The 19,523-nt window shown below is 72.6% G+C and carries 20 protein-coding genes and 1 pseudogene; 12 read left to right on the top strand and 9 right to left on the bottom strand.

The window, feature by feature from the left end:
* The first annotated feature begins 1 nt into the window (after position 1).
* From ACFYUS_RS27075 to ACFYUS_RS27065, 3 genes are all read left to right on the top strand, one after another.
* Positions 2-1,186 carry an RCC1 domain-containing protein gene (locus ACFYUS_RS27075; RefSeq protein ID WP_388857265.1) on the top strand — a complete coding sequence of 395 codons (1,185 nt, stop codon included), beginning with the start codon at positions 2-4 and terminating at the stop codon, positions 1,184-1,186.
* A 28-nt stretch (positions 1,187-1,214) separates the two neighbouring features.
* The gene (locus ACFYUS_RS27070; RefSeq protein ID WP_388857262.1) at positions 1,215-2,414 is read left to right on the top strand and encodes an RCC1 domain-containing protein; all 1,200 of its coding nucleotides are present in this window, start codon (positions 1,215-1,217) and stop codon (positions 2,412-2,414) included.
* Positions 2,415-2,519: 105 nt separating this feature from the next.
* Positions 2,520-3,518: a TAXI family TRAP transporter solute-binding subunit gene (locus tag ACFYUS_RS27065; RefSeq protein WP_388857685.1), complete on the top strand. Its 999-nt coding sequence runs from the start codon at positions 2,520-2,522 to the stop codon at positions 3,516-3,518.
* 104 nt (positions 3,519-3,622) lie between these two features.
* Here the strand turns inward: ACFYUS_RS27065 and ACFYUS_RS27060 are convergent, their stop codons facing one another.
* Complete coding sequence (locus ACFYUS_RS27060; protein WP_388857259.1) at positions 3,623-5,047, bottom strand: ATP-binding protein; 1,425 nt, start codon at positions 5,045-5,047, stop codon at positions 3,623-3,625.
* 18 nt (positions 5,048-5,065) lie between these two features.
* Positions 5,066-5,779: a response regulator transcription factor gene (locus ACFYUS_RS27055; RefSeq protein ID WP_388857256.1), complete on the bottom strand. Its 714-nt coding sequence runs from the start codon at positions 5,777-5,779 to the stop codon at positions 5,066-5,068.
* A gap of 280 nt (positions 5,780-6,059) precedes the next feature.
* Between ACFYUS_RS27055 and ACFYUS_RS27050 the strand changes: the two genes are divergently transcribed.
* The 8 genes from ACFYUS_RS27050 (at position 6,060) to ACFYUS_RS27015 (ending at position 12,446) form a co-directional block, all read left to right on the top strand.
* Positions 6,060-6,857 carry an amino acid ABC transporter ATP-binding protein gene (locus ACFYUS_RS27050; protein WP_388857253.1) on the top strand — a complete coding sequence of 266 codons (798 nt, stop codon included), beginning with the start codon at positions 6,060-6,062 and terminating at the stop codon, positions 6,855-6,857.
* 54 nt (positions 6,858-6,911) lie between these two features.
* Positions 6,912-7,733 carry a glutamate ABC transporter substrate-binding protein gene (locus ACFYUS_RS27045; RefSeq protein ID WP_388857250.1) on the top strand — a complete coding sequence of 274 codons (822 nt, stop codon included), beginning with the start codon at positions 6,912-6,914 and terminating at the stop codon, positions 7,731-7,733.
* Between the two features lie 104 nt (positions 7,734-7,837).
* A complete protein-coding gene (locus ACFYUS_RS27040) occupies positions 7,838-8,512 on the top strand; it encodes an amino acid ABC transporter permease (protein ID WP_388857247.1) in 675 nt (224 codons plus the stop codon).
* The gene (locus ACFYUS_RS27035) at positions 8,509-9,399 is read left to right on the top strand and encodes an amino acid ABC transporter permease (protein WP_388857244.1); all 891 of its coding nucleotides are present in this window, start codon (positions 8,509-8,511) and stop codon (positions 9,397-9,399) included. Before ACFYUS_RS27040 ends, ACFYUS_RS27035 begins: the two co-directional genes overlap by 4 nt.
* A 192-nt stretch (positions 9,400-9,591) precedes the next feature.
* Positions 9,592-11,283, top strand: a complete 1,692-nt coding sequence (locus ACFYUS_RS27030; RefSeq protein WP_388857241.1) for an FAD-dependent monooxygenase — start codon at positions 9,592-9,594, stop codon at positions 11,281-11,283.
* A 32-nt stretch (positions 11,284-11,315) separates the two neighbouring features.
* Positions 11,316-11,402 carry a putative leader peptide gene (locus ACFYUS_RS27025; RefSeq protein ID WP_311605579.1) on the top strand — a complete coding sequence of 29 codons (87 nt, stop codon included), beginning with the start codon at positions 11,316-11,318 and terminating at the stop codon, positions 11,400-11,402.
* A 106-nt stretch (positions 11,403-11,508) separates the two neighbouring features.
* Positions 11,509-12,042 carry a cysteine dioxygenase gene (locus tag ACFYUS_RS27020; protein ID WP_388857682.1) on the top strand — a complete coding sequence of 178 codons (534 nt, stop codon included), beginning with the start codon at positions 11,509-11,511 and terminating at the stop codon, positions 12,040-12,042.
* On the top strand, positions 12,039-12,446 hold the full coding sequence (locus ACFYUS_RS27015) for a rhodanese-like domain-containing protein (protein WP_388857238.1): 408 nt from the start codon (positions 12,039-12,041) through the stop codon (positions 12,444-12,446). Before ACFYUS_RS27020 ends, ACFYUS_RS27015 begins: the two co-directional genes overlap by 4 nt.
* Positions 12,447-12,765: 319 nt before the next feature.
* Here the strand turns inward: ACFYUS_RS27015 and recX are convergent.
* The 5 genes and pseudogenes from recX to ACFYUS_RS26990 form a co-directional block, all read right to left on the bottom strand.
* Positions 12,766-13,368 (bottom strand): annotated as a pseudogene (gene recX, locus ACFYUS_RS27010) (recombination regulator RecX); the annotation flags it as partial.
* Positions 13,337-14,461: a recombinase RecA gene (gene recA, locus ACFYUS_RS27005; RefSeq protein WP_388857235.1), complete on the bottom strand. Its 1,125-nt coding sequence runs from the start codon at positions 14,459-14,461 to the stop codon at positions 13,337-13,339. The gene recA and the pseudogene recX, both read right to left, overlap by 32 nt.
* Positions 14,462-14,781: 320 nt before the next feature.
* Positions 14,782-15,615, bottom strand: a complete 834-nt coding sequence (locus ACFYUS_RS27000; protein ID WP_388857232.1) for an alpha/beta fold hydrolase — start codon at positions 15,613-15,615, stop codon at positions 14,782-14,784.
* Between the two features lie 27 nt (positions 15,616-15,642).
* Entirely contained in the window at positions 15,643-16,758 is a 1,116-nt protein-coding gene (locus ACFYUS_RS26995) for an AI-2E family transporter (protein WP_388857679.1), read from the bottom strand.
* 293 nt (positions 16,759-17,051) lie between these two features.
* Complete coding sequence (locus tag ACFYUS_RS26990; RefSeq protein ID WP_116158513.1) at positions 17,052-17,246, bottom strand: DUF3046 domain-containing protein; 195 nt, start codon at positions 17,244-17,246, stop codon at positions 17,052-17,054.
* Positions 17,247-17,325: 79 nt separating this feature from the next.
* Between ACFYUS_RS26990 and ACFYUS_RS26985 the strand changes: the two genes are divergently transcribed.
* The gene (locus tag ACFYUS_RS26985; RefSeq protein WP_388857229.1) at positions 17,326-18,255 is read left to right on the top strand and encodes a hypothetical protein; all 930 of its coding nucleotides are present in this window, start codon (positions 17,326-17,328) and stop codon (positions 18,253-18,255) included.
* A 176-nt stretch (positions 18,256-18,431) separates the two neighbouring features.
* Here ACFYUS_RS26985 and ACFYUS_RS26980 read toward each other — a convergent pair whose 3' ends face one another.
* A complete protein-coding gene (locus ACFYUS_RS26980; protein WP_030692368.1) occupies positions 18,432-18,740 on the bottom strand; it encodes an AzlD domain-containing protein in 309 nt (102 codons plus the stop codon).
* Positions 18,737-19,477, bottom strand: coding sequence for an AzlC family ABC transporter permease (locus ACFYUS_RS26975; RefSeq protein ID WP_388857226.1), 741 nt, complete (start codon positions 19,475-19,477; stop codon positions 18,737-18,739). The genes ACFYUS_RS26980 and ACFYUS_RS26975 overlap by 4 nt, the downstream gene beginning before the upstream one ends.
* Between the last annotated feature and the right edge of the window lie 46 nt (positions 19,478-19,523).

The raw sequence follows: 19,523 nt of genomic DNA, 5'->3' as shown, positions 1-19,523 counted from the left end.
CATGTCGTACCACTCGCACGTACGGGGTGCCGTCGCCACGGCCCTGACCCTGGCCCTGCTCTCCCTCGCCGCCCCCGCGCACGCGGAGCCGAGCGATCCGTGGGTACGGGCCTGGGGGACGAACACGGGCGGCCAGCTCGGCAACGGCACCACGCTGGGGCAGCTCACCCCGGGCTCGGTCGTGGGAGTCGCCCGCGGTGACGTCCGTGAGGTCTCCGCCGGCGGCTACAACAACGAATCCGCCTTCGCCCTCGCCCTCCTCGCCGACGGCACGGTCCGGTCCTGGGGCGGCAACACCTCGGGACAGCTCGGCGACGGCACCACCACCGCCCGGAGCTTCCCCGCGACCGTCGCCGGGCTCTCCGGGGTGTCCTCGGTCTCCGCCGCCGGCGGCCCCTTCGCCCTCGCGGTACGCGGCGGGCGCGTCCTGGCCTGGGGCACCAACGCCTACGGCCAGCTGGGCAACGGGCTCACCACCCCCGACAAGGACGGCCCCGTGACCCGTCCCGCCGCCGTCCAGAGCCTGAACAGGGTCACGGACGTGTCGGGCGGCTGCGAGCACGCCGTCGCCCTCCGGGAGGACGGCACCGTCTGGACCTGGGGCAGGAACAACTACGGACAGCTCGGGACCGGCACCGACGCCGACCGGAACACGCCCCAGAAGGTGCCCGGACTCGACGGCGTGGTGGCCGTCGCCGCCGGCTGCCTCCACACCCTCGCCCTCACGGCCGACGGCACGGTCAGGGCCTGGGGCCACAACGCCTACGGCCAGCTCGGCGACGACGGCGTCGAGCACAGCAAGGTGCCCGTCGACGTGCGGCACCTGGACGGCGTCACGAAGATCTTCACGGGCGCCTACCAGAGCTACGCGCTCCTCGACGACGGCACCGTGCGCGCCTGGGGCGAGAACGGCAACGGCCAGCTCGGCGACGGCACCGCCGCGAACCGGACGACCCCCGTCCCCGTCACCGGCCTCACCGACGTCCAGGAGATGGCCTCCGGATGGCAGCACGCCCTCGCCGTCCGCACCGACCGGTCCGTCGTCGCCTGGGGCGACAACAGCAACGGCCAGCTCGGCAACGGCACCACCGAGTCGTCCCCCACCCCGGTCACGGCACTGCCCCCGGGCAGCGGCGCGCTCCACGTCGCCGTCTCGGTCGCCAACAAGTCCAGCTACGCCTACTGACCACCCGTACGAACGGAAAGGCACGCAGATGACCCCACCCCTGCGCCGCACCCTCCTCGCCGCGCTGTCCCTCGCGGCCCTCGCCGCCCCCGCCCTCCCCGCCCACGCCGCCGACGCCGGCGACCCCTGGGTACGGGCCTGGGGCGAGAACGCCCAGGGCCAGCTGGGCAACGGCAGCGTCGTCGCCCAGCAGACCCCCGCCGCCGTCACCGGCATCGCCCGCGAGGACGTCCGCGAGCTCTCCGGGGGCGGGGGCACCACCGGCACCGGCACCGCCGCCGTCACCAACCCCTTCGCCGTCGCCCTCCTCAGGGACGGCACCGTGAAGAGCTGGGGCAACAACGCCACCGGCCAGCTCGGCAACGGCACCCTCAACGCCCAGAGCTTCCCCGGGACCGTCGCGGGGCTCTCCGGGGTGAGCGAGGTCTCCGCCGGCCTCAACCACGCGCTCGCCGTCAAGGGCGGCCGGATCTTCGCCTGGGGCAGCAACGCCTCCAAGCAGCTGGGCACCGGCCAGGACACCACCAACCCGCAGCGCGTCCCGGTCCCGGTGCAGAGCCTGGACAAGGTCAAGGACGTCGGCGCGGGCTGCGACTTCAGCGTGGCGCTCCGGCAGGACGGCACGGTCTGGACCTGGGGCAAGGGCGACAACGGCCGCCTGGGCACCGGCAACAACACCACGCGCGACACCCCGCAGAAGGTCCCCGACCTCGCTGGCATCGAGTCCGTCTCCGTGGGCTGCGACCACGTCCTCGCGCTCACCGTCGACGGCACGGTCAAGGCCTGGGGCAAGGGCACCGAGGGCCAGCTCGGCAACGACACCGTCGTCGACAGCAGCACGCCGGTGGACGTCGCCTACCTCGACTCCGCCGCCAAGGTCTTCGCCACCTCCGCGTCCGGCTTCGCCGTCCTCGACGACGGCAGCCTGGCCGGCTGGGGCAAGAACACCGACCGCCAGCTCGGCGACGGAACGGCCGCCAACCGCACCACCCCGGTGATCCTGGACACCATCAGGGGCGTCCAGGACATCGCGGGCGGCCTCGACTTCACCCTGGCCGCGCTCGACGACGGCTCGGTGATCGGCTGGGGCGCGAACGCGGCCGCCCAGCTCGGCGACGGCTCCACGACGGCACCCACGGGCACGGGCACGACCACGCCCCTGCCGCCGGGCAGCGGGATCACCCGCGTCGCGTCGACGATGCTGGGCAAGTCCGGCTTCGCCTACTGACGGCTGCTCCTACTCGCGAGTACGCAGGCCCGTGCGCGCACCCGCGCGGGCCTCCGTCACCGCCGAACCTGGCCAGGGACGCCGGTGAGCTGGCAGGATCGCCGCATGTTCGCCTCGCTCTCCCGTGCCGCCCGCCGCCGTGTCCTGGCGGTCTCGGCCGCGCTGCTCGCGCTGTGCGGGGTGCTGGTGTGGTGGCTGGTCCCCTTCGGCTCCCCCGCCCCGAGCGGTTCGGTCACCTTCAGTACGGGGGTCCCCAGCGGCGTCTACCAGCGGTACGGGCAGCTCCTCAAGAACGCCCTGGCGCAGGACCTGCCCGAGGTGTCGATAAAGCTCGAGGACAGCGAGGGCTCGCAGCAGAACCTGGCCCGGGTCGCGACGGGCGAGGCCGACTTCACCGTGGCGACGGCCGACGCGGTGGCCCAGTACCAGCGCGAGCGCAGGGCCGGCTTCGAGCGGCTGCGCGGCTGCGCACGGCTCTACGACGACTACGTACAGCTCGTCGTGCCCAAGGGCTCCCCGGTGCAGAAGGTCAAGGACCTGCGCGGGCTCCGGGTCGGGGTCGGCCAGGCCGGGTCCGGCGTGCGGCTCATCGCCGACCGGGTGCTCGCGGCGGCGGGTCTGACCCCGGACCGGGACGTACGGTCGGTCGCGGCGGGCATCGACACGATGCCGGGGCTCCTGGAGCGGGACGAGCTCGACGCCTTCTTCTGGTCGGGCGGACTGCCGACCACGGCGGTGCAGACGCTGTCCGAGCGCTTCCGGATCCGGCTCGTCCCGCTGGACTCACAGCTGGTCGACCGGCTGCACGACGTCGGCGCGTCGACCCGGTACTACCGGTCGGCGGTGATCCCCGCGGACGCGTACGGCAAGGCGCAGGACGGCCGCCCGGTCGAGACCCTGGCCGTGGCGAACCTGCTGGTCACCACGGTGGACGCCGACGAGGACCTGGTCGAGGGCTTCACCCGTACGGTGATCAGGAGCCGCGACCGCATCGGCAGCCAGGTCCACCCGGCCCAGCTGGTGGACCTGCGCACCGCCGTCTACACCGAACCCCTGAAACTCCACGCCGGCGCCCGCCGCTACTACCGCTCGGTGAAGCCCTGACGCGCCCCGCAGTACCGCGCACCACCGCTCCGTGAAGCCCTGACCGCACCCCGTAACCGCGCGCCACCGCCCCGTGAAACCCCGACCGCACCCCGCACCGCGCGCTACCGCTCCGTGAAGCCCTGACCCGGCTCCCGCTCCGCCGGCGCGTGTCTCGGCACCGTCACCGTCACCTTCAGCCCGTGCGGCTCGTTCGGGGCGAAGCCCACGCTTCCGCCGCCCGCCGTGAGCAGGACGCGCGCGATCGAGAGGCCGAGGCCCGAGCCCTTGACGTTCTGGTGGCGGCCGGAGCGCCAGAAGCGGTCGCCGACCCGGCCGAGCTCCTCCTCGGTGAGGCCGGGCCCGTGGTCGGCGACGACGACGGAGACGGCCGACCGGCCGGGGGCGACGGTGACCGCGACCGACTCTCCGGCGGGGGTGAACTTCAGCGCGTTGTCGATCACGGCGTCGAGGGCGCTGGAGAGGGCCACCGGATCCGCCCAGGCGGTGACCGCCCCGCACTCCCCGGTCAGGACGACGCCCTTGTCCTCGGCGACCGGCCGCCAGGAGGCGATCCGCTCGGCGGTGAGCGCGCCGACGTCGGTGAGCCGCGGCTCGGCCGCCGCGTGCTCGGCGAGCGCCAGGTCGAGGAGGTCGTCGAGGACCTGCGCGAGACGCTTGCCCTCGGTCCGTACGGAGGCGATCTCCTCGTTGCCCTCGGGGAGCTCCAGGGCGAGCAGCTCGATCCGCAGGAGCAGCGCGGCGAGCGGGTTGCGCAGTTGGTGGGAGGCGTCGGCGACGAAGGCCCGCTGCTGTTCGAGCGCGTCCTCGACGTTGTCGGCCATCTCGTTGAACGAGCGGGCGAGGCGCCGCAGTTCGGGCGGTCCGCCCGTGGCGGCGACGCGGGAGTTCATGCGCCCGGTGGCGATGTCGTGGGTGACGGCGTCGAGGACGCGGACCGGTCGCAGCACCCAGCCGGTGAGCCGGAAGGCGGCGCCGACGGCGAGCAGCATCGCGGCGGCCTCGCCGGCGAAGATCAGCAGCCAGCCGCGCAGGATGCGGGAGCGGAGCTGTCCGGTGGGCGAGTCGGTGACGACGACGGCGACGACGTCCCCGTCGCGGACGACGGGGGAGGCGATGATGAGCCGGGCGTCCCCCTGCCAGGGCCAGACCTGGGGCGGGTCGTGGCTGCGGCGCCCGAGCAGGGCCTCGTTGAAGGCGCGCCTGCCCTCCCCGGCGTACGGGACGACCCAGTCCTCGGGTGCGGCGGCCATGGAGCGGTTGTCGCGGTAGAAGATCCCGGCGCGGATGCCGTACACGTCGTGGTAGCTGGCGAGTTCGCCGCTGAGCGTGGCCTGCCGCTCGTCGTTGCCGGGGTTGCTCTCGCTGACGAACTGGGCGAGGGCGGCGAAGCGCGCGGCGTCGTCGAGCCGGTCGACGACGACCCGCTGCTGCTCGGACGCGGCGAGGCTCGCGGCGAGCGGGAAGCCGAGGGCGAGCAGCACGCCGGCCATCAGCACGATGAGCAGCGGGAGGAGTCGGGTGCGCACGTGAGGAGCCGTCCGGGGTTACGCGGCGGGGGCGACGAGGCGGTAGCCGACGCCCCGCACGGTCTCGATCAGGGCGGGCATGCGCAGCTTGGAGCGCAGGGAGGCGACGTGCACCTCCAGGGTGCGGCCGGTCCCCTCCCAGCTGGTGCGCCAGACCTCGCTGATGATCTGCTCGCGGCGGAAGACGACGCCGGGCCGCTGGGCGAGGAGGGCGAGCAGGTCGAACTCCTTGCGGGTGAGCGGCACGGCCTCGCCGTCGACGCTGACCCGTCGGGTGGGCAGTTCGATGGTGACGGAGCCGAGCCGCAGCAGGGTGCCGTCGGCGGCGCCCGCGGTCCCGGAGGTCTCCTCGGCTCCGGTGCTGCGCCGGCTGACGGCGTGGATGCGGGCGAGGAGCTCACCGGGGTCGTAGGGCTTGACGACGTAGTCGTCGGCGCCGAGGTTGAGTCCGTGGATCCGGGAGCGCACGTCTCCGCGCGCGGTCACCATGATGACGGGGGTGGTGGTGAGCTTCCGGATGCGGCCGCAGACCTGGTAGCCGTCCTGGTCGGGGAGGCCGAGGTCGAGGAGGATCACCCCGTACGAGGGGCGCTCGCCCTGGGCGGTGGGCAGGACGGCCTGGAGGGCCTCCTCGCCGTTGCGGGCGTGCGTGACCGCGAAGCCGTGCTTCGCGAGGATCGCGGAGAGTGCGGCGGCGACGTGGTCGTCGTCCTCGACGAGCAGCAGTCGCATGCGTACCTCCTCCGTGATGGATGTCCGCCGATGGCGGGCGGCTCTCTGTGTACCAGGTGCCACCAGGGCATGAACACCGAACATGGGTGTCACAGTCAAGTGTCCCCCTGCGACGGAACCGCTTCCGTTACGGACCCGGTACGGCCCGGGGTGTCCCCTTCACGCGCTGTGTCCGTTCGCGGCCGTATCGTTATCCTCAATTTCCGCTCAGATGTGATGACGCTCGTCACATCGGGTCTCTAGTGTCCTCTCCAACCGAGGAGGACGGAGCAAGAGGCCGATGAGCGGAGAGTCCGTGTCCAAGTCCGTGCCCAGGGGGCCCGAGGACACCCCGCGTGCGGCGGACGACCTGGTCGTACTGTCCGACGTGAACAAGCACTTCGGCGCACTGCATGTCCTCCAGGACATCGATCTGACGATCACCCGCGGCGAGGTCGTGGTCGTCATCGGACCGTCCGGGTCCGGCAAGTCGACGCTGTGCCGCACGATCAACCGGCTGGAGAGCATCGACTCCGGCACCATCACCATCGACGGCAAGCCGCTGCCGCAGGAGGGCAGGGAGCTCGCCCGGCTGCGGTCCGACGTCGGCATGGTCTTCCAGTCGTTCAACCTCTTCGCGCACAAGACGGTGCTCGAGAACGTGATGCTGGGTCAGATCAAGGTCCGCAGGACGGAGAAGAAGGCCGCCGAGGCCAAGGCCCGGGCCCTGCTCGACCGGGTCGGGGTCGGCACCCAGGCGGACAAGTACCCGGCCCAGCTCTCCGGCGGCCAGCAGCAGCGCGTGGCGATCGCCCGCGCCCTCGCGATGGACCCGAAGGTCATGCTCTTCGACGAGCCGACCTCGGCCCTCGACCCCGAGATGATCAACGAGGTGCTGGAGGTCATGCAGCAACTCGCCCGGGACGGCATGACGATGGTGGTCGTCACCCACGAGATGGGCTTCGCGCGCTCCGCCGCCAACCGCGTCGTCTTCATGGCCGACGGAAAGATCGTCGAGCAGGCGTCGCCCGAGGAGTTCTTCAGCAACCCGCGCAGCGACCGGGCCAAGGACTTCCTCTCCAAAATCCTTCACCACTGAGCTGGTTGACCACCTAGTCTTCCCAACTCACGCCTATTCAAGGGATTTTCCTCCATGAAGCTTCGCAGCGTCTCCGCCGCCGCCGCGGCCGCCGTCGTCCTCGCCCTGACCGCCACCGCCTGTGGCAGCGGCTCCGACTCCGGCAGCAACGGCGACAAGATCAACATCGGCATCAAGTTCGACCAGCCGGGCCTCGGCCTGAAGACCCCGGACGGCACGTACGCCGGCTTCGACGTCGACGTCGCCAAGTACGTCGCCAAGGAGCTCGGTTACTCCGAGGACAAGATCAACTGGAAGCAGGCGCCGAGCGCCGAGCGCGAGAACCTGATCAAGAACGGTGACGTCAAGTTCGTCGTCGCCAGCTACTCGATCAACGACAAGCGCAAGAAGGAGGTCGACTTCGCGGGTCCGTACTTCCTGACCCACCAGGACCTCCTCGTCCGCGCCGACGACAAGTCGATCACCAAGGTCGAGGACCTCAACTCCAAGAAGCTCTGCTCGGTCACCGGCTCGACCTCCGCGCAGAACGTCAAGGAGAAGCTCGCTCCGAAGGCCAACCTCCAGCAGCTCGGCGGCTACTCCGAGTGCCTCACCGGCCTGGAGAACAAGGCCGTCGACGCCCTGACCACGGACGCCTCCATCCTCGCGGGCTACGCCGCGCAGAAGGAGAACCAGGGCAAGTTCAAGCTCGTCGGCCTGAAGATGAGCGACGAGAACTACGGCATCGGCCTGAAGAAGGGCGACGACGAGCTCCGCGGCAAGATCAACAAGGCGCTGGAGAAGATGGTCTCCGACGGCACCTGGGAGAAGCTCGTCAAGGAGCACTTCGGCCCCTCGGGCTACCAGTACGAGCCCGCTCCGAAGGTCCAGAACTGACCTGACGTGCTCCGGCCGTGACGGCCGCCCCGTACACGAGGGCGGCCGCCACTCCGGCACCGGCCAACACACCGACCGACCACCAGGGGAGAGCGCGGGGCATCGTGTTCGACTTTCTTGATTCCGGGCAGTACGACCTGCTCGGCGCCTTCTGGGTGACGGCGCAGCTCGCCTTCTACTCGGCGATCGGCTCGCTGGTCTGGGGCACGGCCCTGGTCGCCATGCGGGTCAGCCCGGTCCCTCTGATGCGGGGCTTCGCCACCGCGTACGTGAACATCGTCCGGAACACTCCGCTGACGGTCGTCCTCGTCGCCTGCCTGCTCGGCCTCAACCAGACCCTCGGCGTCTCGCTCGGCGCGGACCGCTTCGAGGACATCGGCTTCCGCCTCGCCGTCCTCGGTCTCGTCGCCTACACCGGCACCTTCGTCTGCGAGGCGCTGCGCTCGGGCATCAACACCGTGCCGCCGGGCCAGGCCGAGGCCGCCCGCGCCCTGGGCCTGAGCTTCACCCAGGTCCTCCGTCTCGTGGTCCTCCCGCAGGCCTTCCGCGCCGCGGTGACCCCCCTCGCCAACGTCCTGATCGCCCTCACGAAGAACACCACCGTGGCGGCCGCGATCGGCGCCGCCGAGGCGTCGCTCCTCATGAAGACGATGATGGAGAACGAGACCGACGCGCTCTTCGCCGTCTTCGCGGTCTTCTCCTTCGGCTTCATCGTCCTCACCCTCCCCACCGGCCTCATCCTGGGCTGGGCGGCCAAGCGACTGGCGGTGAAGCGATGAGCTCCGTCCTGTACGACACCCCCGGCCCGCGCGCGAAGCGGCGCAACGTCGTCTACACGATCGTCTTCGTGGCGGTCCTCGCCCTGGTGGCCTGGTGGGTACTGGCGGCCCTGGACGAGAAGCACCAGCTGGACGCCGACAAGTGGAGCCCGTTCGTCACCGACTCCGAGGTCTGGACGACGTATCTGCTGCCGGGCCTCACCGAGACCCTCAAGGCCGCCGCGCTCGCCATCGTGATCGCGCTGCCGCTCGGCGCGGCCCTCGGCATCGGCCGGCTCTCCGACCACCGCTGGGTGCGGGTGCCCGTGGGCACGGTCGTGGAGTTCTTCCGCGCCATCCCGGTGCTGCTCCTGATGATGTTCGCCGCCGCGGCCTACCGGGAGTTCACCACCATCAGCTCGGACTTCCGGCCGCTGTACGCGGTCGTCACCGGCCTGGTGCTCTACAACGCCTCCGTCATCGCCGAGGTCGTCCGGGCCGGCGTGCTCTCGCTGCCCCGGGGCCAGGGCGACGCCGCCGTCGCGCTCGGCATGCGCAAGGGCCAGACCATGCTGTACGTCCTGCTGCCGCAGGCCGTGACCGTCATGCTGCCCGCCCTGGTCAGCCAGCTCGTCGTCATCGTCAAGGACACCGCGCTCGGCGGCGCCCTGCTCGGCTTCGCGGAGCTGCTCAGCCAGAACCGGCAGATCACGGCCAACTACGGCTCCAACACGATCGCCACCCTCACGGTCATCGCGCTGATCTACATCGTCATCAACTTCCTCCTCACCCACCTCGCAGGCCGCCTGGAGAGGCGCCTGCGGCAGGGCAGGAAGTCCCCCTCGGTGACCCTCCCGGCCCAGGCCGGAGCCCCCGAAGCGCAGTCGGAGGCCGTCAGCGGCGCCTGACCCCGCAGGGGTCCGTGGGACCACAGGGGTGGGCCGGAGCGGCACCGACTTCAGGTCGGCCGCACCGCGCCCACCCCGTCGCTTGACGCAAGCACCCTCAGTGGGTTGCATACGGTCTGTGATCAACCACCGGGCTCGTGCCACACTCAGCTGTGCTGCCCCCATGACCGTCCGGCCTACAGGAGCCGCGCCGTGGACCCGGTGATCATCGTGGGCGCGGGGCCGGTCGGCCTCGCGCTCTCCCTCGCGCTCGCCGCGCAGGGCGTGCCCAGCGTCGTCCTCGACGAGGGCACCGGCAAGGAGGAACCGCGCCCGGCGCGGAGCGTCGTCCTGCGCGCCGACATGGCCGCCATGGTCGAGCGGCTCGGCTGCACGACCCTGCGTGACGAGGGCGTCCGCTGGATCGGCTGGCGCGGGATGCGCCGCCGCCAGGAGGTCCGCCGGCTCACGCTCGACCTGGGGCTGGGCGGTACGGAGGAGTGGTCCGAGGACCCCGACGCGCCCGCCTCCCCGGCCTCCCCGCTGCACATCCCCCAGCACGCCCTGGCCCGTGGCCTGCGCGACGCCATCGCCCGGCAGAAGCTGATCCGGCTCGTCACCGAGTCCCGGCTCGACACCCTCGAGCAGGACCGGGAGGGGGTCGTCGCCCACACCCGCGGCCCGGAGGGCACCTGGTGGCGCGGCAGCCACCTCGTCGGCTGCGACGGGGCCCGCTCGACCGTGCGCAAGCTGCTCGGGATCCGCTTCCCCGGCCGCACGGCGGTGGAGCGGCACGCCGTCGCCGCGCTGCGCACCGAACTCCCCTGGCCCGGCGAGGCCCTGCTGCACCGTCAGCCGCCGTGGCGCGGCGCCCCCGAGGAGATCTCCGCGCGTCCGCTGCCCGACGGGGTGTGGCGGATCGACTGGCTGCTGCCGCCCCGCGGCGACCTCGTCACCCCGGACGCGCTGGTCGCCCGGATCCGCGAGACCCTCGCCGGCTGGTGCGACGGCATGACGCCCCCGTACGAGCTGATCGACACCGGCGTCCACACCCTGCACCACCGGCTGGCCCGCCGCTGGCGGGTGGACCGGGTCTTCCTCGCCGGGGACGCGGCGCACCTGCTCGGCGCGGTCGGCACCCAGGGCCTCGACGAAGGGCTGCGGGACGTCGACAACCTCGCGTGGAAGCTCGCCCACGCCTGGCACCACGGCGGCTCGGAGCGGCTCCTCGACAGCTACCAGAGCGAGCGGCGGACGGCCGTCGCGACCCGGCTGCGCGCGGCGGACCAGTCGCTGCCCGTCCTGCGCGGCGGCGGGGGCCTGCGGACGTACCTCCCCGGGGCCGCGCGCGGCCACGACGCCCTGCTGGCCGACGGCCACGTGGGGCGCGGCCCGCTCGGCGCGCCCCCGGCGTACCCCCACTCCCCCCTCGCGGCCCCGTACACCGAGGGACAGACGCCCGTCGGCACCCCGGTCGGCGCCCCGGTCGAGGACGTCCGCGTGACCGCCCCCGACGGCACGACCGTACGGCTCCGCGACCGGCTCGGGCAGGGCCGTCTCCTGGTCCTCCTCGTCGCGCCCGGCACCGGGGTGTGGGACCGGCGCCACTGGCGTACCGCAGGCGTGATGCCCCGGCTCGAAGAGGCCGTCCAGGCGCTCCCGGCGAAGGCCGAGGTCCTGGTGACCGAGGCCTACCCGGGGGCTCCGGCCCACGCCGTCCTGCTCGTACGGCCCGACGGGCACCTCGTCGCCTCCTTCTCCGGGGTCCGCCCGGAGGAGCTGTACGCGGCGGCGGACGCGACACGCGGCGGCCCGGCCGCCGAGGAGGCCGCCGCGGAGAAGGCCTCCCCGGAGGAAGCCCTCGAAGTGTCCGTGTCGAGCGACCGCACAGCGGACACGCATTGATTCCCGCAGGCGCGCATGGTGTACTCCGGAACGTGACCGACACCGATGTGCGCCTGTGGCGGAGGGTCCACATGGACCTCGTCCGCTACGCGGGCTGCGTGTGTCGCCCGTCCTGCTGATCTCGCCCTTTCCCCGCGCGCCCCGCCGCTGACGCACGCCCCTGTACGCGTGTGCCGCGTGCCGTCGCGCGCTCTTCCGCGAACCCCAGGACGGTCACCCGTGCCCCTGCACGCCTCCCCCCTCCCCCCTGCCCTCTCCTCCTCGCCCTCCCCGACCTCGGCGGAACTCCTCGACTTCGTCCGGCGCACGGCGGCCGACAAGGAACTCGTCGACTCCCTGCCGCTCGACCCCGAGGGCCGTACCTGGGTACGGCTCGACGGACCCGGCGGCAGCGAGGCCTGGCTCATCGGCTGGCCGCCCGGCACCGGCACCGGCTGGCACGACCACGCCGAGTCGCTGGGGGCCTTCGCGACCGCGCGCGGCACCCTGACCGAGAACGCCCTCGCGGTCCGGCTGCCGGCGAGCGGCTGGAAGACCCTGGAACTGGCCGACGGCCTCGACCGCTCCCGGCGTCTCCCGGAGGGCACCGGCCGGGCCTTCGGCCGCCACCACGTCCACGAGGTGCTCAACGAGTCCACGGACACCCACGCGGTGTCGGTGCACGCCTACCACCCTCCGCTTCCGCTGATCCGGAGGTTCAGTCGTACGGGCCCGGTACTCCGGCTCGAGCAGGTCGAGCGTCCGGAGGAGTGGCAGTGAGCGAGGAGCGGGTGGGCATCGACGAACTTCTGGAGCGGGTCAGGGCGGGCCTCGACCGGATCGAGCCCCGGGCCGCCTACGAGGCGTACGAGGCGGGTGACGCGCTCCTGGTGGACACCCGCTACGCGGCCCTGCGCGAACGGGACGGCCTCATCCCGGGCGCCCTGATCGTGGAGCGCAACGAGCTGGAGTGGCGGCTCGACCCCCTGGGCAGCCACCGCGCGGCGGAGGCCGACAGCCACGACCTCCGGGTGGTGGTCCTCTGCGACGAGGGCTACGCCTCCTCCCTCGCGGCCGAGTCCCTGCGCCGCCTGGGCCTCCACCGGGCCACCGACCTCATCGGCGGCTTCCAGGCCTGGAAGTCCGCCGGCCTCCCGGTCCTCCTCCCCGCCCCCCGCCCCTGACCGCCCACCCCGAACCGGACGAGCCCTTCTGTACCCCCGTACCAGAAGGACCCGTCAGGAGAACCCGCCAGAAGGGCGCGTCCCAGGAAGGCGTCCCAGGGCGGCGTCCCAGCGGGCGACCCCGGGCCGCGGCTGAGCAAGTCCCAGAAGGGCGACCCCGGGCTACGCCCCAGGGGCACGTCTCAGCGGGCGGCCCTGGGCGGCGTCGTCGCAGGCACCCCAGGCGACGCGTCCGACCCGCCCGGAAGAGTCCGTCTCGGACGGGCAGTCCGTCCCGGACGGGCCCATCGTCGACGGTCCCCTCTCAGAAGGTCTCGTCTCAGAAGGGCTCGTCCAGCCCCTCCGTGTCCTCGCCCTCGGCCTCCAGCGCCTGGCGGACGACGCGGAGGGCCATGCCCTCGGGGTACCCCTTGCGAGCGAGCATCCCCGCGAGGCGTCTCAGGCGCCGGTCGCGGTCGAGGCCGCGGGTGGCGCGCAGCTTGCGGTCCACGAGCTCGCGCGCCGTGGCCTCCTCCCGCTCGGAGTCGAGCTGCTCCACCGCCTCCTGGATGAGGGCCGGCTCGACGCCCTTGGTGCGCAGCTCCCGGGCGAGGGCCCGGCGGGCGAGGCCCCGGCCGTGGTGGCGGGACTCCACCCAGGCCCCCGCGAAGGCGGCGTCGTCGATGAGACCGACGTCCTCGAAGCGGGAGAGGACCTCCTCCGCCACCTCGTCGGGGATCTCCCGCTTGCGCAGCGCGTCGGCGAGCTGCTTGCGCGTGCGGGGGCTTCCGGTGAGCAGGCGCAGGCAGATCGCGCGCGCCCGCTCAGCCGGATCCTGGGGTGACAGCTCCTTCTCGGCCCTCGACGAGTCGGAGCTGTCACCCGGCCATTCGGTGCGCCCGGTCACCGGGTCAGCTCTTGACCGCGGTGGCCTTGGTCGCCTTCGCGGTCTTGCTCGCGGAAGCCGGGACGCCCTTGGCGTCGTCCGCGTCGGCGGCGCCCGCCGCGTCCGCACCCGGCTCGGCCGACAGCGCCTCGGGCCGGACGCCGACGCCCAGCTTCTCCTTGATCTTCTTCTCGATCTCGTTGGCGAGGTCGGGGTTGTCCTTCAGGAAGTTACGGGCGTTCTCCTTGCCCTGGCCGAGCTGGTCGCCCTCGTACGTGTACCAGGCACCCGCCTTGCGCACGAAGCCGTGCTCCACGCCCATGTCGATCAGGCCGCCCTCGCGGCTGATGCCCTGGCCGTAGAGGATGTCGAACTCGGCCTGCTTGAAGGGGGGCGCGACCTTGTTCTTGACGACCTTGACGCGGGTGCGGTTGCCGACCGCCTCCGTGCCGTCCTTGAGGGTCTCGATGCGACGGATGTCGAGGCGCACCGAGGCGTAGAACTTGAGGGCGCGGCCACCGGTCGTGGTCTCCGGCGAGCCGAACATCACGCCGATCTTCTCGCGGAGCTGGTTGATGAAGATCGCGGTGGTCTTGGACTGGTTGAGCGCGCTGGTGATCTTCCGGAGGGCCTGGCTCATCAGGCGGGCCTGGAGACCCACGTGCGAGTCGCCCATCTCGCCCTCGATCTCCGCGCGCGGGACGAGCGCGGCGACGGAGTCGATGACGATCAGGTCGAGGGCGCCGGAGCGGACCAGCATGTCGACGATCTCGAGGGCCTGCTCGCCGTTGTCCGGCTGGGACAGGATGAGGTTGTCGATGTCGACGCCGAGCTTCTTGGCGTACTCGGGGTCGAGGGCGTGCTCGGCGTCCACGAAGGCGACCTGGCCGCCGGCCTTCTGGGCGTTGGCCACGGCGTGCAGGGTCAGGGTCGTCTTACCGGAGGACTCCGGGCCGTAGATCTCCACGACACGGCCGCGCGGCAGGCCGCCGACGCCGAGGGCGACGTCGAGGGCGGTCGATCCGGTGGAGATCACCTCGATCGGCTCCTGGGTGCGGTCGCCCATGCGCATCACGGCGCCCTTGCCGAATTGGCGTTCAATCTGTGCGAGCGCGGCGTCGAGCGCCTTCTCGCGGTCGGTTCCTGCCATGGGTTCCACCCGGTTTGCTTGAGTCGATCGCTTCATGTGAAAGACGCTAACCCCTGCCACTGACAACGGGCCCCGACGTCCCCTCCGACCTGTGGATAACCCGGCGAGAAGCCCGTGATTCCAAGGGTCGGGCTTCCATGAGAATGGATGTTCGATTTTAGTGTCAAGCGCACCACGCGGTCATCGACCGGGTCTTGCGCGCAGCGGGATGCGCAGGATCCCCGGCATGGCACCGCACCCCGTCCTGGTCGACATCAAGCGGTCCACGGACGCGCGAGCACACGCGGCCCGGCCCCCGGACAGGCCTGGCCGCGGCGCCGTCACACGGACCGGTCCGTGAGCCATTCCAGGGCCGCCGGGCCGCCTCCGAGGACGGAGATGTGCCCGTCGGCCGGGCCGAGTCGCAGTTCCGCGCCGGGGCAGTGGTCGGACAGCCATCGGCCGTGGGCGCTCGGCACGATGCGGTCCTCGGCTCCGTGCAGGAGGAGGACGGGGGCGGCGATCCGGGCGGGATCGCATCCCCATGGGGTGACGTAGGCGAGGTCGTCGTCGATCAGTGCGCCCGGCCCGCCCTCCAGGGCCGGTCCGACGACCTCGCCGAACCAGGACCACTCACCGGCGAGCGCGGCGTGGTCGGCGGGGGTGAACATCTCCGGGTCGTACGCGGCGTCCGCCTCGTACGCCTCCTTCGCCGCGCGCCCCTCGGCGGCGGCCCGCAGGCCCGCCGCGCCGGACGCGGTCATGCCCGCGAACCAGTCGAGCCCTTCGGCGCCGAACGGGGCAAGCGCCGCCACGGCGACCACGGCGAGCACCCGTTCCGGCAGGAGGGCGCCGCAGGCCAGGGCGTGCGGGCCGCCGCCGGAGTGCCCCATGACGGCGAAGCGGCCGATTCCCAGGGCGTCGGCGACGGCCCCGACGTCGCCGGCCGCCGAGGCGACGTCCCGGCCGGGACGTGGAGTCGAGCCGCCGTAGCCGGGGCGGTCGTACGACACCCAGCGGATCCCCAGCCGTTCGGAATCCCGGAGGAGCGGCCCCGGGGGCGTGCCGGTGTTCGGCGTCCCGTGCTGCCAGAAGACGGTCGTACGGGGGCCCGCCCCGGTGTCGTAGACGTGCAGCCTGCGCCCGTCGTCCAGTTCCAGATCGGTTTCGATCACGGTTCCCCCTCTTCGGCTGCCGAAGGCTCAGGATTCCTTCTTCGAGTGCAGCGCCTTCTGCAGCCGGGCCACGACGGCCTCGCCGTACCTCCGGTGGCCGTGGACGCGCGGGTCGTCCGTCACGTCGTACCGCTTCACGTACGCGCCCAGGAAGGCCTGGAGGGTGGCGACGGCCGGGATGGCGATCAGCGCGCCGACGGCCCCGAGCAGCGCCGTGCCCGCGATGACCGAGCCGAAGGCCACCGCCGGGTGGATGTCCACGGTCTTCGAGGTGAGCTTCGGCTGGAGCACGTAGTTCTCGAACTGCTGGTAGATCACGACGAAGCCGAGCACCCACAGCGCGTACCAGGGGTTGACCGTGAAGGCGATCAGCATCGGCAGGGCGCCGGCCAGGTACGTGCCGATGGTCGGGATGAACTGCGAGACCAGGCCGACCCACACGGCGAGCGCCGGGGCGTACGGCACGCCCAGGATCTCGAAGACCACGAAGTGCGCGATGCCCGAGACGAGGGCCATCAGGCCGCGCGAGTAGAGGTAGCCGCCGGTCTTGTCGACGGCGATCTCCCACGCCCGCAGGACCTCGGTCTGCCGGGCCGGCGGCAGGACGGAGCAGAGCCCGCGCCGCAGCCGGGGCCCGTCGGCCGCGAAGTAGAACGAGAACAGGAAGATCGTGAGGAGCCGGAAGAGTCCGCCGAGGACGGTGGCGGAGACGTCGAGGACGCCGGACGCGCTGTTCTGCACGTACTTCTGCAGCCAGTCGGAGCTCAGCACGCTGTCCTGGACCTCGACGCGCGAGAGCTCCGTGTGGAAGTTCTGGTTGATCCAGTTGATCAGCGAGTCGAGGTACTTCGGGAAGTTCTCGACCATGTCCACGATCTGGCCGGCCAGCATCGAGCCGAGGAGGACGACGAAGCCGATGCAGAAGACCGCCACGGCGAAGAAGACGAGGAAGGTGGCGAGGCCGCGGCGCATCCCGCGCGCCGCCATGCGCCCGACCGCCGGTTCGATGGCGAGGGCGAGGAAGAAGGCGAGCAGGATGTTGACGAGGAGGCCGACGAGCTGGTGGAAGGCCCAGCTGCCGAGCAGGAAGCAGGCGTAGAGCGCGAGGGCGAGCACGAGCGCGCGGGGCAGCCAGCGCGGCATCCGCGCGGAGGCGGCGGCCGCCCCGGCACGTGGGTCCGACGGCAGGGCGGCCGTGTCCGACGGCGGGACGGCCGTGGCGCTCCCCACGGCTCTCGTTCCCTCTCCCGTCACGGCGACCGCGGCCGGCGCCGGGGCCGGGAAAGCCGTCGCGCCGGTCACATCGGGCACATCGTTCGGTTCGGTCTTCTCGGTGTCGTCAGTCGGAGCCACCCCGCCAGTCTCGCGCACCGCACGGACATTCCACCCGGGACCCCCGCACATCCCCGCCAGTCACCCCGTGGTTCGCCTTCCGGTCACCGCTTGTCGGCCGGTACGTCGACGGCCGCGCAGACGGCACGCCACACGTCCTTCGCCTCCCAGCCGGCGTCCAGCGCCTCCCGCACCGTCCGGCCCCCGAGCTCGGCCATCACGTGATCGCTCGCGAAGGACTCGGCGTAGGACCCGCCGAAGTGGTCGGCCATCCGTTCCCAGAAAATCGTCAACCGCATGACCTCAGTATCCCGCTCCCAAGAGTGCAGCCCGGTCCGCAGGCCTTGTCACCGCGCTTTTCCGCCCTACCTTCGGAGCATGGCCGAAAACCTCCTCTCCTCCCCGCCCCCGACTCCCCTGGCGCGCGCCGAGCGCTTCGTCTGGCTGACGGCCCGTGTCCTCGAACAGCGCCGGTTCGCCTACCACTTCCTGCGCGGTGGCGCGGACCCCGTCGAGACGGCCCTCACGGCGTACCTCAACGAGGACGGCGGCTACGGGCACGCCCTCGAACCGGATCTCCGCGGTCCGGTGAGCCAGCCGCTGCACACCGCGCACGGGCTGCGCGTCCTGGACTCCATCGGCCGCTGCGGCGGGCCGCGCGTGGAGCGGATCTGCCGCTACCTCACGGAGGTGTCCACGCACGACGGGGCACTCCCGGCGATCCACCCGTCCCAGCGCGGCTATCCGTCGGCTCCCTTCGTGCCGGTCGTCGACTCCCCGCCGAGCGCGCTGCTCTCGACCGGCCCGGTGGTCGGCCTGCTGCACCGCAACCAGGTGTGGCACGCGTGGCTGTTCCGGGCCACCGAGTTCTGCTGGTCGGCCGTGGAGTCGCTGGAGGAGTCCCATCCGTACGAGGTCCAGGCGGCCGTCGCCTTCCTGGACGGGGCCCCCGACCGGCCGCGCGCGGAGGCGGCCGCCGACCGGCTCGGCCGGCTCGTCCGGGAGCAGCGGCTCGCCGTCCTGGATCCCGGCCGGCCGGAGGACTTCCCGGTCTCGGAGGGGTACGCGCCCGGTGAGCACCACTACCCGCACGACTACGCGCGCGTGCCGGACTCGCTGGCCGCGCGCTGGTTCACGGACAAGGAGATGGACCTCTCCCTCGACCGGCTCGAAGCCGACCAGCAGGAGGACGGCGGCTGGCCGATCCGCTGGCGCGCCTGGGCGCCCGGCTCGTCCCTTGAATGGCGCCCGATCGTCACCATCGAGGCCCTGCGCACCCTGCGGGCACACGGCCGCGCCCTCGCGTGACACGCGCGCGCGTGGGGAGGCGGTACGGGGCGGGCGCGCCGGCCCTTGGCTCCTGGCGGCGCCACCGGCCCCGTACGGCCCTTACGGCTCCGGACGGCGCCGGGCCGGTCCCGTACCAGTCCCGTACCGGCTCCGGTGGTGCCGTCACCGGTCCCGGGCGGTTCCTGTCGCCGTCGTCACCAGCCCAGGGCCCGTACCCCCGCCGTGACGGCGACGGCGGCGCCCACGACGACCAGGAACGGTGCGCGGAGGACGAGTGCGACGGCGGCCGCGGCGAGCCCGGCGGCCCGGGCGTCCAGGACGAGGTCGCCGCCCGCGCTGAAGGTCTGCTGCGCGGTGAGCGCGGCGAGCAGCGCGACGGGGAGGAGGGCGGCGAGCCGCTGGACGAGCGGGCGTTCCAGCGCTCCGGCGGGGACGAGCAGGCCGACCAGCTTGACGAGGTAGCACCCGGCGGCGGTGAGGGCGATCGCGATCCAGACGTTCATCGGGGGTCCTTCTCTCCTCCGGTGGGGGCCGTGCGCCGGCCCTGGGCCCAGAGCACGGCGGGCGCGGCGAGGGCGGCGCCGAGGACCGGGACGCCGGCGGGCAGGACGGGCAGCAGCCCGAGGCCGAGCAGGACGGCGATCCCGGCGGTCGCGCGCTCGGTGGCGGACTTCAGCATGGGGGCGAGCAGGGCCAGGAAGACGGCGGGCCCGGCGGCGTCGAGCCCCCAGGCCGCGGTGTCGCCGATCGCCTCGGCCCCGAGCGCCCCGAGGAACGTGGTCAGGTTCCACAGGACGTACAGGGAGATGCCGGTGACGGTGAAGCCGATCCGGACGGCCCTGCGGGACGGCTGGGCGAGCGCGACGGCCGTGGTCTCGTCGATGACCCAGTGCGCGGCGAAGGGCCTGACGGCCTTCGGCAGGGCGAGGAGCTGGGAGAGCCGCAGCCCGTAGAAGGCGTTGCGGGTGCCCAGGAAGAAGGCTCCGGCGGCGGCCGTGAAGGGGTTGCCGCCCGCGGCGAGCGCGCCGACCAGGGCGAACTGCGAGGCGCCGGTGAAGACGAGCAGGCTGAGGACGCAGGTCTGGAGGAGGCTGAGGCCGGAGCCCGCCGAGGTCACGCCGAAGGCGAAGCCGGAGAGCCCGACGGCGACGCCGACGCCGAGCGCGTCGCGGACGACGGCCGCGTCGGGCTTGGCGGGGGTGCCGTCGCGTATGACGGGGGTTGCTGTCTGTTCTGCCACGTCAGGGACGTTACGGGGCCGGTGCGGCCCCGGTCTTGTACGTTCT

This window comes from Streptomyces sp. NPDC004284, from assembly GCF_042874035.1.
Taxonomy (GTDB): Bacteria; Actinomycetota; Actinomycetes; order Streptomycetales; family Streptomycetaceae; genus Streptomyces.
This window is presented reverse-complemented; position numbering and strand designations above follow the sequence as displayed.

Bases quoted from the DNA above. Each gene is read 5' to 3' on its own strand.
- ACFYUS_RS27075 (WP_388857265.1), top strand. From the start codon at position 2: ATGTCGTACCACTCGCACGTACGGGGTGCCGTCGCCACGGCCCTGACC.
- ACFYUS_RS27070 (WP_388857262.1), top strand. From the start codon at position 1,215: ATGACCCCACCCCTGCGCCGCACCCTCCTCGCCGCGCTGTCCCTCGCG.
- ACFYUS_RS27065 (WP_388857685.1), top strand. From the start codon at position 2,520: ATGTTCGCCTCGCTCTCCCGTGCCGCCCGCCGCCGTGTCCTGGCGGTC.
- ACFYUS_RS27055 (WP_388857256.1), bottom strand. From the start codon at position 5,779: ATGCGACTGCTGCTCGTCGAGGACGACGACCACGTCGCCGCCGCACTC.
- ACFYUS_RS27050 (WP_388857253.1), top strand. From the start codon at position 6,060: ATGAGCGGAGAGTCCGTGTCCAAGTCCGTGCCCAGGGGGCCCGAGGAC.
- ACFYUS_RS27045 (WP_388857250.1), top strand. From the start codon at position 6,912: ATGAAGCTTCGCAGCGTCTCCGCCGCCGCCGCGGCCGCCGTCGTCCTC.
- ACFYUS_RS27035 (WP_388857244.1), top strand. From the start codon at position 8,509: ATGAGCTCCGTCCTGTACGACACCCCCGGCCCGCGCGCGAAGCGGCGC.
- recA (WP_388857235.1), bottom strand. From the start codon at position 14,461: ATGGCAGGAACCGACCGCGAGAAGGCGCTCGACGCCGCGCTCGCACAG.
- ACFYUS_RS26995 (WP_388857679.1), bottom strand. From the start codon at position 16,758: ATGCCGCGCTGGCTGCCCCGCGCGCTCGTGCTCGCCCTCGCGCTCTAC.
- ACFYUS_RS26990 (WP_116158513.1), bottom strand. From the start codon at position 17,246: ATGCGGTTGACGATTTTCTGGGAACGGATGGCCGACCACTTCGGCGGG.
- ACFYUS_RS26985 (WP_388857229.1), top strand. From the start codon at position 17,326: ATGGCCGAAAACCTCCTCTCCTCCCCGCCCCCGACTCCCCTGGCGCGC.
- ACFYUS_RS26980 (WP_030692368.1), bottom strand. From the start codon at position 18,740: ATGAACGTCTGGATCGCGATCGCCCTCACCGCCGCCGGGTGCTACCTC.